This is a genomic window from Blattabacterium cuenoti, from assembly GCF_014251795.1.
Lineage (GTDB): Bacteria > Bacteroidota > Bacteroidia > Flavobacteriales > Blattabacteriaceae > Blattabacterium > Blattabacterium cuenoti_AB.
Map to the genome: position 1 here is coordinate 74852 of NZ_CP059201.1, position 16765 is coordinate 91616.

A 16765-nucleotide genomic window follows, 5' to 3' on the forward strand; every position below is an offset into this window, starting at 1 on the left:
ACTAGGTTTGATTTTTATTTTTTTAGATAATTTTTTGAAAAAAATATATATAAAAAATCATAATCCTTGTACAGTATTCTATATTGCAATTTTTTATTTTACATCTATATCTTTGGGTGCATTATTATTTTTAGGAATACAAAATATTTCTAAATCAGGTTGGTCCGTGATTCTTCATCCCGTTATGGAAGAAATATCTTCTTTTATTCCATATGGAATTTTGATGATTTTTATCGTTTTGTTATTAAATGCAATGGATATAGTCCATATATTTCATTGGATGAATTCTCATTTATCTGATCCTATTTCTTCAAAATATGATAAAATTTTTGTAAACAAAAAATTATTTTTGAATATTCCATTTTTTTTATTAAGAAGTATGATTTATGTATTAGGATGTATTTTTTTTTATTTAAGTATTAAAAAAATATCTCATAAATTATATATATCACATTCTTTAAATGATTATAAAAAATTATATTCTAAATCCGTTGCTTTTATTATATTTTTCTCTTTCATTTCTATATTCATGATATGGGATTGGATTATGTCTTTAAATCCACATTGGTTTAGCACTTTATTTAGTTGGTATGTTTTGAGCAGTTGGATTATAACAGGTATAAGTTTTATTACAATTACATCTATTTATCTTCATAAGAAAGGATATTTGACTTTTTTTAATAAAAATCATCTGCATGATTTAAGTAAATATCTATTTTCTGGTAGTTTATTATGGACTTACTTTTGGTTTTCACAATTTTTACTTTATTGGTATGGAAATATTCCAGAAGAAGTTATATATTTCATAAAAAGAGAAAAAATTTATCATTCTATTCATTTTTGGATGCTAATTCCTAATTTTATCATTCCTTTTTTTGTATTAATTAGCAGTAAAAATAAATCAAATTATAAAATCGTATTTTCAGTTTCTTTATTATTACTCATTGGCCATTACATTGATATATATAATTTAATAGCTCCAGATGTGAATAATGGATTCAATTTTTGTATACTAGAAATCATAGGTTCTTTATTAACAATAGGAGGATTTTTTATTTATATTTTATTTTTAAATTTTAAAAGAAGAAAATTTCTTTCTTCTGAAGGAAACCCTTTTTTTAAGGAAAGTAAAAATTATAAGTATCCTTATATATGATTTTTATAAATTTTATTTATAATTAATTATTATTTTTATCTTTCACGAAATTCATAATAGATTTGTTTGACCCAAAAAGAGTTAATATATCTCCTTTTTGTAAAATAGTATCTCCTGTAACTAATCCAATAACTTTTCTTGTAGGAGTTCCTTTAGATGACATAGGATTATTTATGTCTCGTATCACAGTAATTAAAGAAACAGAATATTTTTGTGTTAATTTTAAACTTTTAACAGATTTTCCGCTAAAAGAATATGGAGAAAATACTTCTGCTATAGAATGTTTATTATCTATTCTCAAATAATCTAAAGCATAATTAAAAGATATTTGTTTGGTTAGTCGAAATGCAGCATCCTGTTCTGGATGAATCACATCACTAATTCCCATAGCTTCTAATATTGTATCATGTATTTTAGATAAAGATCTACTTACAATTCTCAAATTTTTATACTTTTTAAGTATAGCTGTAGTGACTATTGAAGAGCCTTCGTTCTCTCCAATAGCTACAATTCCTAAATCTGCTTGTTGAATTGGCAAAACTTTGTAAGCTGCTTCATTATTTGCATCCATACATACGACATTAGCAATGTGATCTTTTAATAAATCTACTTTTTCCATTTTATGATCTATACCAAATACTTCATGTCCATTATCTGTTAAATTAAGAGCTAAAGATCTTCCAAAATTTCCTAACCCAACAATTATAATTTTCATATTAAAATTTAATTAATAAGAATATTTCCTTTAGGATATCTATAATAATGATAATAAAAATTTTTTCTTAATATACCAATCATGACATTCAAAACTCCTATTCTTCCTAATAACATTAAAAATATTAAAACTAATTTACTTCCGTTTGATAAATTTGAAGTAATGCCTAAAGATAATCCTGCTGTTGAAAAAGCCGAAAATACCTCAAAAGAAACAGATAAAATATCTTCTTTTGGATCTAAAAAAATTATGATTAAAATACTTGTATATGTTATTATTATAGATAACATAATAATTGAAAATGACAAACGAATAGACTCAGAAGATATTTCTCTTCTTTGTATTTCTAATCTATTTTTTCCTCTAGATAAAGAAATAATATTCATTAATGCTAATGCAAAAGTGCTTGTTTTGATTCCACCACCAGTAGAAGCTGGAGAAGCTCCTATCCACATTAAAAAAATAGTTACTAAAATAGTAACTGTCGTAAAAGTGTTCATATTCAAAACATGAAACCCTGCCGTTCTAGATGTAGCTGAAGAAAAAAATGAGACAATCCATTTTCCATGAAATGAAGAATGTTCTGAAAGAGAATAATGATATTCACTTATATAATAAAAAAAAGTTCCAAAAAAAAGTAAAAAAAAAGTAGTCAAAATTACAATCTTTGTATTTAAAGTAACTACATGTGCAGGACGTCGAAAGTTTTCATCTGTAAAAATTTTTAAGAAATATTTTTTTATGGTTAGCCATATATATGTAAAAAAATTAAATAAAATATTAAAACCTATTCCTCCCAATATGAGTAAAAAAGCAATAATCAGTTGAAAAAAATAATTAAATCTCACAGATTGGGAATACAATCCTTGACTCAAGGTAGAAAATCCACTATTGCAAAAAGCGGAGATTGAATGAAAAATCGAAAAAAATAAAAGGTTATCAGATTCCATTTCCGATTGATTCTTGATAGACAAATAAATAAAAATTGTCCCTATAAATTCTACTGTTAAGGTAAACATAACTACTTTGACAGCTAAACTAAGAACGTTACTTGTTGCTTTTGTATTTAAAAAATTACTAACAAAAATAGCTTCTTTAAAAGAGAAACCATCTCTAAAAAAATAACTAAAAAAAGAAGTTATAGTTAAAATCCCTAATCCTCCTAATTCTATTAGGATAAGTATAAAAATTTTTCCTAAATATGTAAAATCTTTAGCTGTATCTAATACGACTAATCCTGTTACACATACTGCACTAGTCGAAGTGAACAAAGCATCTATAAATGATATTGTTTTGATTGTGGATGCGGGAAGCATTAACAAAATAGATCCTAAAATAGATAAAAAAATGAAACTTGTAATCAATATAAAAGCAGGATTATGAATTTTAACATATATTATTCTCATGAAATAAGTAATACGAATCAACACATATATAATTAAACTAATAAGTGCAGGAATTTTTAAATTTTCATCTATTCTTCTACTATAGAATAAGATTTTTACAAATAAAAAAATAATAGGAAGTATTAATATTAAAAAGGATAAAAAAATCATGGATTTATAACCTTTTTCAATATTTTTATCGAAAAAGATTAAAAAATGTAAAATACTTATTATGAGTATAATAGATAGAAGGATTTCTACGTTAAAAAATAGAAAAGTTTTCCACCCTAAAGAAAGAATTATATAAATAAATATGATTGGAGTAATCATATCCAAAAAACTTCGTAATCTAATTTGGATCATGATTTTTAAAAAAAATATTTTGTAATATTTCTATTTTTCTTTACTCTTAAGATTTTTTTAGCATATTGAAATCCAATTGGATCATAATTGTGTCCGATTTTTTTTTTGATTTGATGTATTTCGTATAAACTCAGTAACATGACAGTAAAATAAACAATTTTATTTTTAATTACAGTATCATAGTGTATGATATCCACTCTATAGAGTGGATAAAAATTGATATTCTATACTCATATAGAATCTAGTTTATAAATCATAATATTTTTGAATAATTATGTGAATTAACTGTATTAAAGTAGATTAGTAGATTGATTGTATTTTTTTCTCGTTTTACACGAGTTTTTTATTTGAAATAAAATCTGAAATAAAAAGAGTAAAACATTCTTATTTTCATAAGTAAAAAGGAATAAATTTTTCGATATTATTAAATTTTTTTTTACAAAATTTTTTATAAGAAACTAGAACCATATCTATTGCAGATGGCATTTTATACAAAAATCTATTTTTTGAAAATAGAAATTTTTTTTCATATATTACAGGTATATTTCCTATAAAATATACTTTTTTATATTTTAAAAATAAATTTTGAAAAAAATCGTAATCAAATTTTCTTATTCTAATAGGATCCAATCTTTTTTTTGACTTATCAAATAATGAAGTATAAAAAAAATCAGATTTAGCATGTATCATGGGGACAAAAAAAGCATCTTTTATATTGATTTTTGATATCATTATAGTCAATGTGTCTATAGATAATAAAGGAATGTCTAAAGCTGAACATAACCCTTTCGCAGCCGACACTCCTATTCTTAAAGATGTATAAGATCCTGGGCCCTTGCTAACACAAATAGATTTTAAATCTTTAATCTGAAATCCAGAAATGTTTATAGCATATTCTATAAACGTATGTAATTTTTCTGAATGAGAATATTCTTGAAAACATTCTTCTACAGAAGTTAAACAAATTCCATTTTTAGCAATACTGACTGAACAATTTTTGGTAGAAGTTTCTAAGTTTAGAATTAAAGACATATTATTAAAAATAAAAAATAAAATGATAAAATCGGAAAAAATCATTAGATATATTGTTTATTGGTTGAAAAAATATATTCAAAAATCTCAATCTAATGGTTTTATTATTGGAATATCTGGAGGAATTGATTCCTCAGTAACGTCTTTTTTGGTAGCCATGACAAAATTTCCGACTATTATATTAGAAATGCCTATTTTGGAAAAAAAAGAAAATTATTTATCCATAAAACATGCAAAATTTTTAAAAAAAAAATTTGAAAACGTTCATTATTTAAAAAAAGATTTGTCTACTTTATTTACAAGTTTTTGTCATATAATTAATGATAATGATGTTGAAAATAAAAAGAAATATTTTTTATCACTCGCATTAGCAAATATTAAATCTCGAATTCGTATGCTTACTTTATATTATTATGCTAATGTAAAAAATTATCTTGTTGTTGGAACTGGAAATAAGGTAGAAGATTTTGGTGTAGGTTTTTTTACAAAATATGGAGATGGAGGTGTAGATTTAAATCCTATAGCAGATTTGAATAAAAGTGAAATTCGTATTTTAGCTAGAAAATTAAATATTATTGATGAAATACAAAAAGCAGAACCAACAGACGGACTATGGGAAGATCATCGATCTGATGAAGATCAATTAGGTGCTACTTATGAGGAATTAGAATGGGCTATGGAAATGATAGAAAAAAAAAATTATACGTTTTCTGAAAAGGAAAATAAAATTTTAAAACAATATCAAATTTTACACGAAAAAAATAGACACAAAATGATTTCTATTCCTAAATGCAAAATACCTGATATTATAAAAAAACTTGATAAAATTTAACTGTTTATTAAATTTGTAACTTTTTTTTTCTTAAGTTCATTCTATAATGTTCTATAAATAATGGAAGAAAAACACAAAAAAATTTTAAAGAAAAAAAAATTGACTCAAAAATCTAATTCTGTTTTAAATAACTCAACCAATACGGAAACTACTTTACATGAAAAAGTATATTTAATGAATGATGAAGACAAGATTGAAAAAATCAAACAACATTTTTTTCAAATCATGAAAATTTTAGGTTTAGATATGAATGATGATAGTTTATGTATGACCCCTCAACGGGTTGCTCAAATGTTTGTAAAAGAAATATTTAGTGGGTTAAACCCTAAAAATATGCCCCATCTTTCCATTTTCGAAAATAAATATAAATATAGACAAATGTTAATAGAAAAAAATATAACAGTTTATTCTACTTGTGAACATCATTTTCTTCCGATTGTGGGAAAAGCTCATGTAGGTTATATTTCTAATGGAAAAGTTGTAGGATTATCTAAAATTAATAGAATTGTGAATTTTTATGCAAAAAGACCACAAGTTCAAGAACGTTTAACTATACAGATAGTTCAATATCTAAAAAAAATGTTAGGGACACAAGACGTTGCCTGTGTTATAGAAGCAAAACATTTATGCGTAAATTCTCGTGGAATCAGAGATATAGATAGTCGCACTGTTACGACCGAATTAACAGGATCTTTTAAAGAAAATTCAGAAATTAGAAAAGAATTTTTACATCATATTGGAATTTCTTAAATGAAATGAAAATGGATCAAAAAAATTGTCAACGAGAAAATCGAAATCATCTCAAAATATATAATTCTTTAACAGGAAAAAAAGAATTTTTTAAACCCATTCATAAAAAATATGTTGGAATTTATGTATGTGGACCTACGGTTTATAATCACCTACATTTAGGTAATTGTAGAACTTTTATATCATTTGATATTGTTTTTCGTTATTTAAAACATTTAGGATATCAAGTTCGTTATGTCAGAAATATTACTGATGTTGGACATTTAGAAAATGAAAATAATGAGGTGAAAGATAAAATTTCTAAAAGGTCTTATATAGAAGGACTTGAACCAATGGAAATTGTTCAAAAATATACCCGTTCTTTTCACAATTTATTAAATATTCTAAATGTGCTGCCTCCAAGTATAGAACCAACAGCTACAGGTCATATTATAGAACAAATAGATATGATTCAAGAGTTAATTAAAAAAGAACTAGCATACGAAATAAATGGATCTGTATATTTTAATTTAAGAAATTACAGAAAATTTTATCCTTATGGCATTCTTAGTAGAAATAAAATTGATCAGCTTCTTCATAAAAAATTAAAATATTTATATGAAAAACATGAATTTCAGGATTTTTCTCTTTGGAAAAAAGCTCCTGACAATCATATTATGAATTGGACCTCTCCATGGGGAAAAGGATTTCCTGGTTGGCATATAGAATGTACCACTATGAGTACAAAATATTTAGGAGAAAATTTTGATATTCATGGTGGAGGAATAGATCTTAAATTTCCTCATCATGAATGCGAGTTAGCACAAGCTATAGGTATTTACAACAACACAAACTCTTTTGCACACTATTGGATGCATACTAATATGTTAACTTTAAATGGAAAGAAAATGAGTAAATCTACAGGAAATTTATTAGAGTTTCAAGATATTCTTTTCGATAAGAAAAAAACTTTCTTTCCTAGTATTTTGAGATTTTACATGCTACAATCCCATTATAGAAATGTTATGGATTTTTCCAATAAAGGACTAATGGATGCTGAAAAAGGATATGATCGTATCATGACAGCTATGAAAAAATTAAATAATATTGAACCTCATCCTAAAAAAAATAGATTTAAAGATCACAATATTTTTGACATATGTAATTGGATCAATGATTGTTATCAAGCCATTAACGATGATTTTAACATTCCTTTATTAATTACTTATTTATTTCAAGCTTCTCGTATTATTAATGATTCTCTTGACAATATTGATCATATTAATTTATTAAAAAAATATATGATTTATTTTGTTTTTGATATTTTAGGATTTCAAAAAATTAATGATCACGAAGAAAATTCAAAAAAACTAAAAATACTTGTAGAAAGATTAATCAAGTTTCGTACAGAAGAAAGAAAACAAAAAAATTGGATCATTTCAGATAAAATTAGAGAAGAACTGTCTTGCATAGGGGTTTCATTACATGATGAAAAAATTTTATAATGATTTTAAAGCCTGATCAATATCTTCTATCAGATCTTCTACATTTTCTATTCCCAGAGACAAACGAATAAGAGAATTTTGTATACCAGCATGAATTCTAACCTCTAAAGGAGTCGATTTGTGAGTCATAGTTGCAGGATGACAAATTAAACTTTTAGTCCCTCCTAAACTTTCTGCCAACTTGAATAAGTTGGTGGAGGTTACAATTTTTTTAGCTGATTCTATTGTATCTTTTTTCAGACTAAAAGAAACAATTCCTCCAAAATATCGTTGTTGCTTTCCTGCTATCAAATGATTTTTATGATGACCCAATCCAGGATAATAAATTTTATCTATTTTATTATTTTTCTTTAAAAAAGAAGCAATTTGAAAGGCATTTTCAGATTGTTTTTTTATGCGTAAGTATAATGTTTGGCATCCTCTGATTGTCAACCAACAATCAATAGGAGATAAAACACCTCCCGTTGCGTTTTGAATATATTTTAATTTTTCATATAAATCTATATCTTTTACTGTAATTAATCCAGCTAATACATCTGAATGTCCTGCTAAATATTTTGTTGCACTATGAACAACTATATCTGATCCTAATTTTAAAGGATTTTGAATAGCTGGAGAAGCAAAAGTATTATCTACAACAATTAAGATTGTTGGATTTTTTCTTTTTGATTCTTTGCTGATATATTCTATATCAGATATCTTTAATGTAGGATTAGTTGGTGATTCTAACCAAACTAATTTTGTTTTATCAGATATGTAAGAAATTGTTTTTTCTGCATCTGTTGTATCTACAAATTTAGTGTGAATACCAAATTTTTTATACAAATTTAATATACGAAACGTTCCTCCATAAATATCGTCTACAGCTACTACTTCACTTCCATTTTTTAATAATTTTAATACAGCATCCACAGATGCTAGTCCAGATGAAAATGCCAAACTAGCATGACCATATTCTAAGTCTGTTATTAAGTTTTCTAATATCTTTCTTGTAGGATTATTAGTTCTAGTGTAATCAAATCCTTTATGAATTCCAGGAGCTTTCTGTACGTATGTTGATGTTTGATATATTGGAGTAGATATTGCACCTGTAAGAGGATCAGATAAAATATTTTGAATAAGCCTTGTTTCTTCCTTCATCGTTATGTTATTTTATTATCAATATTGTATACAAATGTACTAAAAATGAAAATTCAATTTTTATAAAAAAATTTTTTTATAAAAAGGAAAAAAATATAAATTTGTTTCCTATCTTTCTATTTTAAATGTGAATGATTTCAAGAAATTCGATATTCTTTTTTTTATTTTTATTTTTTTCCTTTTTCGTTGAATCTTCTGAATCTTCTGATTTTAATCATATGAAAGAAGATAAAATGGATGTAGCTAGTACTATTTTGAATCATATCAGTGATTCTCATGAATGGCATGTCGCAGGAACTCATAAACATGGAATTGTTCTTCATTTACCAGTTATATTGTGGAATCATGGATTAGAAATTTTTTCTTCATCTCAATTTTCATGTGGAAATGTGGTGAAGGGGAAATATGGGTATTATAAGATGTTTAGAGGAACGATTTATCAAACTGATAGTGTTGGATCTTTATCTTATTCTAGTTCTAGAGGAATAGGAGTATTAAATAATGATAAACCTTGGGACTTTTCTATCACAAAAAATGTAGTATCTATTTTGATTTCTTCTTTTTTGTTGTTTTATCTTTTTATACGAATGAGACGTAGTTATCGAAACTATCAAATTAACAAATGGAGTTTAGGAATTTTTTTAGAATATTTAATTCTATTTATACGAGATGAAATCGCAATTCCTAATATTGGAAATAAAAAGTATAAAATTTTTCTTCCTTTTTTGTTAACATCCTTTTTTTTTATATTAATTAATAATTTAATGGGTATTGTTCCAGGATTTCCAAATGTAACAGGTAATATAAATATTACATTAGGATTGGCTATGATGACATTTATTGTAACCAATATAAATTCAAATATGAGTTATTGGAAACACATTTTTTGGACAAAAGATGTTCCAATAGGTATTAGATTTTTATTAGCTCCAATTGAATTTTTTGGAATTTTTATTCGTCCATTAACTTTGTGCATTCGATTATTTGCTAATATTACTGCTGGACATATAATTATTTTAAGTTTTATTTGTCTTATTTTTATTTTTAAAAATTTTTTCATAGCTGGTTTTTCCATAATTTTTGGTTTTTTTATTTCCATGTTAGAGATTATGGTAGCCTTTTTACAAGCTTTTATTTTTACAACTTTATCTGCTTTACTTATAGGAATGTCTGTCAAGAATTATGACTTTGATAATAAAACGCATTAAAAAATATTAATAATATGGATATAGATTTAACTTACTCAGGTTTAGCTGCTTTAGGATCCGGTCTTGCAGTGATAGGAGCAGGATTAGGAATTGGGAAAATTGGTAGTTCTGCAATGGATGCAATTTCTAGACAACCTGAAGCTTCAGATAAAATACAAAATGCTATGATTATAGCATCTGCATTAATCGAAGGAGCAGCATTATTTGGAATTGTTACGACATTATTAGCTGTATTTAAATAAAATGGATTTAATAACTCCTTCTATTGGTTTAATTGTTTGGCATACAATAATATTTATAATACTCATGTTCTTTCTTTCAAAATTTGCTTGGAAACCTATTATGAATTTTATTGATCAAAGAGAGAAAAAAATTAAAATGTCTATTGAAAAAGCTGATGAAATAAAAGAAGAATTAAAAAATGTAGAAAATAAAAAAAATAAAATTTTAAAAGAAACTCGCATAAAAAGAGATATGATTTTGAAAGAAGCTATTCAGATAAAAGAGAAAATACAATTAAGAGCTCAAGAGGAAGGCATAATAGAAAAGAAAAAAATTATAGAAGAAACAAATAAAAATATAAAAATAGAAAAAGAAATTGCAATTCGAGAATTCAAAAATAAAATAGGAGATATTTCTATTCAAATAGCCGAAAAAATATTAAAAAAAGAGTTGGATCAAAAAAATAAACAAGATCAATTTATAAAAGAATTAGTAGATAAACTGTATTAAATTAAGAGTTTAGTAGAATAAAATGTTTTCAAATCAAAAAATTATTCAACATTATGCTAGAATCCTTTTTGAATATTCTGTTACTAGGAAAGATCATGAAATTTTCTATCAAAAAGTAAAGAAAACATCTTTTTTATTGAAAAAGAACATAATTCTAAATCAGATTCTTTATACTTCTTTATTAAATTCTGAAAAAAAAATAAAAATATTTAAAAAGATATTTTATGTTTTTGATGTTTTGCTTTTTAAATTTATGAATTTACTCATTATAAAAAAAAGAGAATCTCTTATAGAAGAAATCTTTTTAAGATATCAGGAAATATATGAAAAAGATCAAAAAAAAATCGTAATATCTGTTATTACATCTGCTTTTCCTTTAAAAACGGATGTACAGAATCTTATTGCAAAAAAAATAATATCTAATAAAAAAAAATTTCATATCATCAATAAAATTGATAAATCTATTATTGGAGGTTTTCTATTTCGTGTAGGATATAAAGAATGGGACTTTAGTATTCGGAAACAATTATCCCGTATTAAAAAAATATTTTAAAAAAAAGCTTTTATTACATTTACATATGTCAGATTTAAAATATTCTGAAATATCATCAATTATTAAAGAGGAATTATCAAATTTTCAATTTGAATCAAAATTATCAGAATCTGGTGTGGTTGTTCAAATAGGAGATGGTGTTGTGAGGTCTTTAGGATTAAATTCAGCTTTTTATGGAGAATTGGTCGAATTCCATGATGGAACCCAAGGCATGGTTTTAAATCTTGAAGAAGATCATGTAAGTATCGTTTTACTCAATCCATCAAAAAATTTAAAAGAGGGAGATATAGTAAAAAGAACTGGAAAAATTTTTTCCATAAAAGTAGGAGAAAATATGTTGGGTCGAGTAGTTAATGTTTTAGGAAATCCTATAGATGGAAAAGGTCCTATAAAAGGAAAATTATTTGAAATGCCTTTAGAAAGAAAAGCTCCAGGCGTTATTTACAGAGAACCTGTTCAAGAACCTCTTCAAACTGGTATAAAATTTATAGATTCTATGATTCCTATAGGAAAAGGACAAAGAGAATTAATTATTGGAGACAGACAAACTGGAAAAACAACTATAGCTATTGATACGATAATTAATCAAAAAAGATTTTTTGACAAAAACAAACCTGTTTATTGTATTTATGTAGCTATTAGTCAAAAAGGTTCTACAATAGCAAGAATTCAAAAAATTTTAGAAAAGAAAGAAGCGATGCCTTATACAATTATAGTATCGTCTACTCCTTCTGATCCAGCTTCTATGCAAGTTTTTGCCCCTTTTTCTGGAACAGCAATAGGAGAATATTTTAGGGATACAGGTCGTTCTTCTTTAGTGATATATGATGATCTATCAAAACAAGCAATTTCTTATAGAGAAATATCTCTTTTATTACGAAGACCTCCTGGTCGAGAAGCTTATCCAGGAGATGTTTTTTATTTACATTCTCGTCTTTTAGAACGAGCAGCCAAAATTATAAAAGATCAAAAAATGGCTGAAAAAATGAATGATATTCCATTTTCTATTAGAAAAGAAATTAAAGGAGGAGGTTCTTTAACTGCATTACCTATTATTGAAACTCAGTCAGGGGATATATCTTCTTACATTCCTACCAATGTTATTTCTATTACAGATGGACAGATTTTTTTAGAAAAAGATTTATTCCATTCTGGAATTCGTCCTGCAATTAATGAAAGCATATCTGTTTCTCGTGTAGGAGGATCTGCACAAATTCAGTCTATGAGAAAAATATCTGGAACTCTCAAATTGGATCAAGCTCAATTCAGAGAATTGGAATCTTTTTCAAAATTTGGTTCTGAACTGGATTCATCTACTATGAATATACTAAAAAAAGGAAGAATTAATATAGAGATATTAAAACAAACTCCTCATAGACCTTATGATGTAGCAGATCAAATAGCAATTATTTATGCTGGAACTAGAAATTTGCTTCAAAAAATTCCTATTGATAAAATTTCAGATTTCGAAAAAGAATATCTTTTCTATTTGAAAGAAAAACATGAAAATGTTTTAGACTCTTTAAGAAATGGAATTTTTGACAAAAAAATATCTGATATATTAGAAACAGCAGTTTTAGAATTAAGTGATAAATACCTTTCCTAAATTTTTATTATGTCTAATCCAAAAGAAATTAAAAGAAGAATATTATCTATAGAATCAGTTATAAAAACTACAGAAGCAATGAAAATGATTTCTATAGTGAAATTACGGAAAATAAAAAATTTACTTATTCAAATTAAAATTTATTTGGATTATATAGAAACAATTCTCTTAGATCTCTTATTTATGGAAAAGTATAAAGAAAATTTATCAAACAATCAATATTTTACAAAAATAGGAAAAGAAAAAATGAAATTATTTATTGTATTTACTTCTGATCGTGGTTTATGTGGTTCTTTTAATTCTTCTATTTTTGAAAAAATTAATTTTATTTTTCATAAAAAAGGGTACAATGAGAATGAATGTGTATTTTTATCTGTTGGAAAAAAAGGATTTGATTTTTTATGTGGAAAATATAATATGTATAATCAAGATTTGATCGAAAATAATTTTTTGAATAAAAAAATACAATCTTTAACATCAGAGTTAATTTCTGATTTTATTCAAAAAAAATTTTCTGCAATTTATTTAATATATAATCATTTAAAAAAATCTTTGCTTCAAGAAACAATTATAGAAAAATTTCTTCCAATTTCTATTAAAAATCTGAAAAAAAAAACATCGAAAATTTACTCTATTTTAGAACCTGATCAAAAGAAAATATTAAATTTATTAATTCCAAAATTTTTAAATACGAAATTGTTAAAAACTTTTTTGGAATCTACTACAGCAGAACATACATCTCGAATGATATCTATGCATAAAGCTACAGAAAATGCTTATGATATTAAACATGATTTAATATTAAATTATAATAAAGAAAGACAAACTGCAATTACAAAAGAAATACTTGAAATTATTAGTGGATCAGAATCTTTAAAATGAAAGAAAATGATCTGATCAAGATTCATAATTCATATAAATAAATCAAATCATTTTGATTTTTTTTCAAAAAAAAATAATATAATTATGGAAAAAATGTTAACAGGAATTAGAAGTACAGGTTCCCCTCATTTGGGAAATATTTTAAGTGTGATTATTCCGTCTGTATCCATAGCTAATAAAAGTACAAAACATTCTTCATTCATATTTATAGCGGATTTGCATTCTATGATTCACATAGAAAATATAAAAACAATCAAAAATAATACTTATGAAATTGCAGCTGCATGGTTAGCTTTTGGATTGAATATAGATAATTGTTTATTTTATAGACAATCTGATGTTTCATTAGTAACTGAATTGGCCTGGTATTTCAATTGTTTTTATCCATATAAAAGACTTGTGTTAGCTCATGCTTTTAAAAAAGAAATGAAGGAAATAGATCATGGTAAAATAAGTGTAGGTTTATTTACTTATCCTATTTTAATGGCAGCTGATATTTTACTTTATAATGCAGAAATTATTCCAGTAGGAAAAGATCAATTACAACATATAGAAATCGCTCGTCGAATAGCGAATTATTTTAATAAAAAAATAGGAAAAAAATTATTTGTTATCCCTAATGCTTTTTTGCAAAAAAAAAATATGTTTGTTTTAGGAACAGACGGTAAAAAAATGAGTAAATCTAAAAAAAATTGTATTGATATTTTTTCTTCAGATGAAATTTTAAAAAAACAAATTATGGGTATACGTACAGATAATAAATCTGTAGAAGAAAAAAAGAATCCTGAAACTGATTATATTATGTTGTTATATAGTTTAATAGCTCCTTTGGATAAGATAGAGATTATGAAAGAAAAATATAGAAAAGGTGGATATGGATATTATGAAGCGAAAATTGCATTATACGAATATATTATTCATAAATTCTCATATGAGAGAAAAAAATTTTTTTCTCTGATGAAAAAGAAATCTTTTTTGGATCATATTTTAGCTTTAGGAGCTAAAAAAGCAAAAAATATAGCTCAAGAAAGATTAAATTGCATTAGAAAACATTTGAAATTCAATTCTATAAATTGATTTATTTAATGTCATTATGACATAATTATAATTTATGGCAAATCTTTTGCAAAAAAAAGTCCATATAATTATGTTGAAAATATTTTTATATTATGGATATCAATCAAATAAACACTGACAAACAGTCCTCCTCATCCTCATCCTCATGTGAGGAAGTAGAGTCTTCCTCTTGTCAAGAAAAAACAAAAGTGGATGATTCATTAAAAAAAGAAATCCAATTTCTTAAAGAAGAGTTAGAAAAAGAAAAAGATAAATTTTTACGTCTTTTTGCTGAATTTGAAAATTCTAAAAAACGCATACAAAAAGAAAGATTTGATATTTTTAGAAATGTTCATGAGCAAATTCTTATAGATTTAATTCCGATTTTAGATGATTTTGAACGATGTATTAAAGAATTAAGAAAATATAAAGATAAAGATGAATATCTTGTAAAAGGAATTTTTTTTATACAGGAAAAACTTATTAAAATTTTAAAAGAAAAAGGATTAAATAAAATCAAAATAAAAAAAGGTGATGATTTTAACACGGATTTTCATGATGCTGTAACGCAAATACCAGCTGTAACTGAAAATTTAAAAGGAAAAATTATAGAAATCATAGAAGCTGGATATATTTTAAAAGAAAAAGTGATACGACATGCTAAAGTTATTACCGGAAAATAATTTTTATCTTCATGATGAAAAAAGATTATTACGAAGTATTAGGAGTTTCTAAAAATGCTTCTCCAGAAGAAATTAAAAAGGCTTATCGAAAACTAGCAATAAAATATCATCCAGATAAGAATTTAGATAACAAAAAAAAAGCAGAAGAAAAATTCAAAGAAGCGGCTGAAGCTTATGAAGTATTAAGTAATACAGAAAAAAGACAACGTTATGATAAATTTGGACATTCTGGAATAAAAGGAAGCGCATCAGGTTCAGGTATGAACATGGAGGATATTTTTGCGAATTTTGGGGATATTTTCGCTGATGCATTTGGAGAAAGTTTTTCCAATTTCGGATTTGGAAGATCAACTAGAAACAAAACTATTAAAGGAAGTGATTTAAGAATTAGAGTCAAACTTTCATTAGAAGAAATAGCTCACGGAGTTGAAAAAAAAGTAAAAGTTAAAAGACTTAAAGCAGCTAAAGGCATAAAATTTAAAAATTGTACATCTTGTAATGGGACTGGTCAGATAACACGAGTCACTAATACTATTTTAGGGAGAATGCAAACAACTTCACAATGTGGAATATGTTATGGAACTGGAAAAGTGATTGAAAATATTCCTTATGGAGCTAATAAACATGGATTAATTAAAGAGGAGGAGTTAGTAACTATAAAGATTCCCGAAGGATTAACAGAAGGGATTCAATTGAAAGTTTCTGAAAAAGGAAATGAAGCTCCATTTGGAGGAATTTCTGGTGATTTGATTGTGTTAATTGAGGAAATCCCTCATGCAAAATTAAAAAGAGAAGGAAGTAATCTTCATTATGATTTATACATATCATTTTCAGATGCAATATTGGGCGCTATAAAAGAAGTTCCCACTATTAATGGGAAAGCGAGAATAAAAATAGATCCAGGAACACAGTCAGGAAAAACTCTTAGATTAAAAAACAAAGGATTGCCTAATATTGAAGGATATGGATATGGAAGTCTTTTAATTCATGTGAATGTTTGGACTCCAAAAAAAATTAATGAAGAACAAAGAAAATTTTTTGAAAAAATGAGAAAAAATGAAAATTTTATTCCTCATCCAGGAAATTCAGAAAAATCTTTTTTTGATAAAGTCAGAGAAATGTTCTCATAAATATTAAACGTGATTATAATAATTTTGTTTCAATTCACATAACTATAACATAATAAAT

17 protein-coding genes are annotated in these 16765 nt (G+C 25.2%); 13 read left to right on the plus strand and 4 right to left on the minus strand.

Going from position 1 to position 16765, the window contains the following annotated elements; genetic code table 11:
• Positions 1 to 34 precede the first annotated feature (34 nt).
• Positions 35 to 1156, plus strand: a complete 1122-nt coding sequence (locus H0H55_RS00320) for a hypothetical protein (RefSeq protein ID WP_238784169.1) — start codon at positions 35 to 37, stop codon at positions 1154 to 1156.
• Positions 1157 to 1178: 22 nt separating this feature from the next.
• On the opposite strand, the gene H0H55_RS00325 is transcribed toward H0H55_RS00320, so the two are convergent.
• The 3 genes from H0H55_RS00325 to tsaB all read right to left on the minus strand — a co-directional run bounded on the left by H0H55_RS00325 (position 1179) and on the right by tsaB (position 4651).
• Entirely contained in the window at positions 1179 to 1871 is a 693-nt protein-coding gene (locus H0H55_RS00325; RefSeq protein WP_185861326.1) for a potassium channel family protein, read from the minus strand.
• Positions 1872 to 1879: 8 nt separating this feature from the next.
• The gene (locus tag H0H55_RS00330; protein WP_185861327.1) at positions 1880 to 3619 is read right to left on the minus strand and encodes a TrkH family potassium uptake protein; all 1740 of its coding nucleotides are present in this window, start codon (positions 3617 to 3619) and stop codon (positions 1880 to 1882) included.
• A 390-nt stretch (positions 3620 to 4009) separates the two neighbouring features.
• On the minus strand, positions 4010 to 4651 hold the full coding sequence (gene tsaB, locus H0H55_RS00335) for a tRNA (adenosine(37)-N6)-threonylcarbamoyltransferase complex dimerization subunit type 1 TsaB (protein WP_185861328.1): 642 nt from the start codon (positions 4649 to 4651) through the stop codon (positions 4010 to 4012).
• A 22-nt stretch (positions 4652 to 4673) separates the two neighbouring features.
• Here tsaB and nadE point away from each other — a divergent pair, with 22 nt between their 5' ends.
• Genes nadE through cysS form a run of 3 tightly spaced genes read left to right on the plus strand, consistent with a single transcriptional unit; the run spans position 4674 to position 7717 of the window.
• Positions 4674 to 5483 (plus strand): NAD(+) synthase, encoded by an 810-nt coding sequence (gene nadE, locus H0H55_RS00340; protein ID WP_185861329.1) that lies wholly within the window; start codon positions 4674 to 4676, stop codon positions 5481 to 5483.
• Between the two features lie 57 nt (positions 5484 to 5540).
• Positions 5541 to 6233 (plus strand): GTP cyclohydrolase I FolE, encoded by a 693-nt coding sequence (folE, locus tag H0H55_RS00345; RefSeq protein ID WP_238784179.1) that lies wholly within the window; start codon positions 5541 to 5543, stop codon positions 6231 to 6233.
• Positions 6234 to 6244: 11 nt separating this feature from the next.
• On the plus strand, positions 6245 to 7717 hold the full coding sequence (gene cysS / locus H0H55_RS00350) for a cysteine--tRNA ligase (protein ID WP_185861331.1): 1473 nt from the start codon (positions 6245 to 6247) through the stop codon (positions 7715 to 7717).
• Here the strand turns inward: cysS and H0H55_RS00355 are convergent.
• Complete coding sequence (locus tag H0H55_RS00355) at positions 7712 to 8857, minus strand: trans-sulfuration enzyme family protein (protein WP_185861332.1); 1146 nt, start codon at positions 8855 to 8857, stop codon at positions 7712 to 7714. The two genes, cysS and H0H55_RS00355, sit on opposite strands and share 6 nt — an antisense overlap.
• Positions 8858 to 8988: 131 nt before the next feature.
• Between H0H55_RS00355 and atpB the strand changes: the two genes are divergently transcribed.
• The 9 genes from atpB to dnaJ all read left to right on the plus strand — a co-directional run bounded on the left by atpB (position 8989) and on the right by dnaJ (position 16707).
• Positions 8989 to 10065 carry a F0F1 ATP synthase subunit A gene (gene atpB, locus H0H55_RS00360; RefSeq protein WP_185861333.1) on the plus strand — a complete coding sequence of 359 codons (1077 nt, stop codon included), beginning with the start codon at positions 8989 to 8991 and terminating at the stop codon, positions 10063 to 10065.
• Between the two features lie 14 nt (positions 10066 to 10079).
• Positions 10080 to 10307 (plus strand): ATP synthase F0 subunit C, encoded by a 228-nt coding sequence (gene atpE / locus H0H55_RS00365; protein WP_185861334.1) that lies wholly within the window; start codon positions 10080 to 10082, stop codon positions 10305 to 10307.
• A gap of 1 nt (position 10308) precedes the next feature.
• The gene (gene atpF, locus H0H55_RS00370) at positions 10309 to 10797 is read left to right on the plus strand and encodes a F0F1 ATP synthase subunit B (protein WP_185861335.1); all 489 of its coding nucleotides are present in this window, start codon (positions 10309 to 10311) and stop codon (positions 10795 to 10797) included.
• 22 nt (positions 10798 to 10819) lie between these two features.
• On the plus strand, positions 10820 to 11350 hold the full coding sequence (gene atpH / locus H0H55_RS00375; RefSeq protein WP_185861336.1) for an ATP synthase F1 subunit delta: 531 nt from the start codon (positions 10820 to 10822) through the stop codon (positions 11348 to 11350).
• A 25-nt stretch (positions 11351 to 11375) separates the two neighbouring features.
• Positions 11376 to 12956: a F0F1 ATP synthase subunit alpha gene (gene atpA, locus H0H55_RS00380; protein WP_185861337.1), complete on the plus strand. Its 1581-nt coding sequence runs from the start codon at positions 11376 to 11378 to the stop codon at positions 12954 to 12956.
• Between the two features lie 9 nt (positions 12957 to 12965).
• Complete coding sequence (atpG, locus tag H0H55_RS00385; RefSeq protein WP_185861338.1) at positions 12966 to 13838, plus strand: ATP synthase F1 subunit gamma; 873 nt, start codon at positions 12966 to 12968, stop codon at positions 13836 to 13838.
• 84 nt (positions 13839 to 13922) lie between these two features.
• The gene (gene trpS / locus H0H55_RS00390; protein WP_185861339.1) at positions 13923 to 14915 is read left to right on the plus strand and encodes a tryptophan--tRNA ligase; all 993 of its coding nucleotides are present in this window, start codon (positions 13923 to 13925) and stop codon (positions 14913 to 14915) included.
• A 92-nt stretch (positions 14916 to 15007) separates the two neighbouring features.
• Positions 15008 to 15577, plus strand: coding sequence for a nucleotide exchange factor GrpE (locus tag H0H55_RS00395; protein ID WP_185861340.1), 570 nt, complete (start codon positions 15008 to 15010; stop codon positions 15575 to 15577).
• A gap of 11 nt (positions 15578 to 15588) precedes the next feature.
• On the plus strand, positions 15589 to 16707 hold the full coding sequence (gene dnaJ, locus H0H55_RS00400; protein WP_185861341.1) for a molecular chaperone DnaJ: 1119 nt from the start codon (positions 15589 to 15591) through the stop codon (positions 16705 to 16707).
• Positions 16708 to 16765 lie beyond the last annotated feature (58 nt).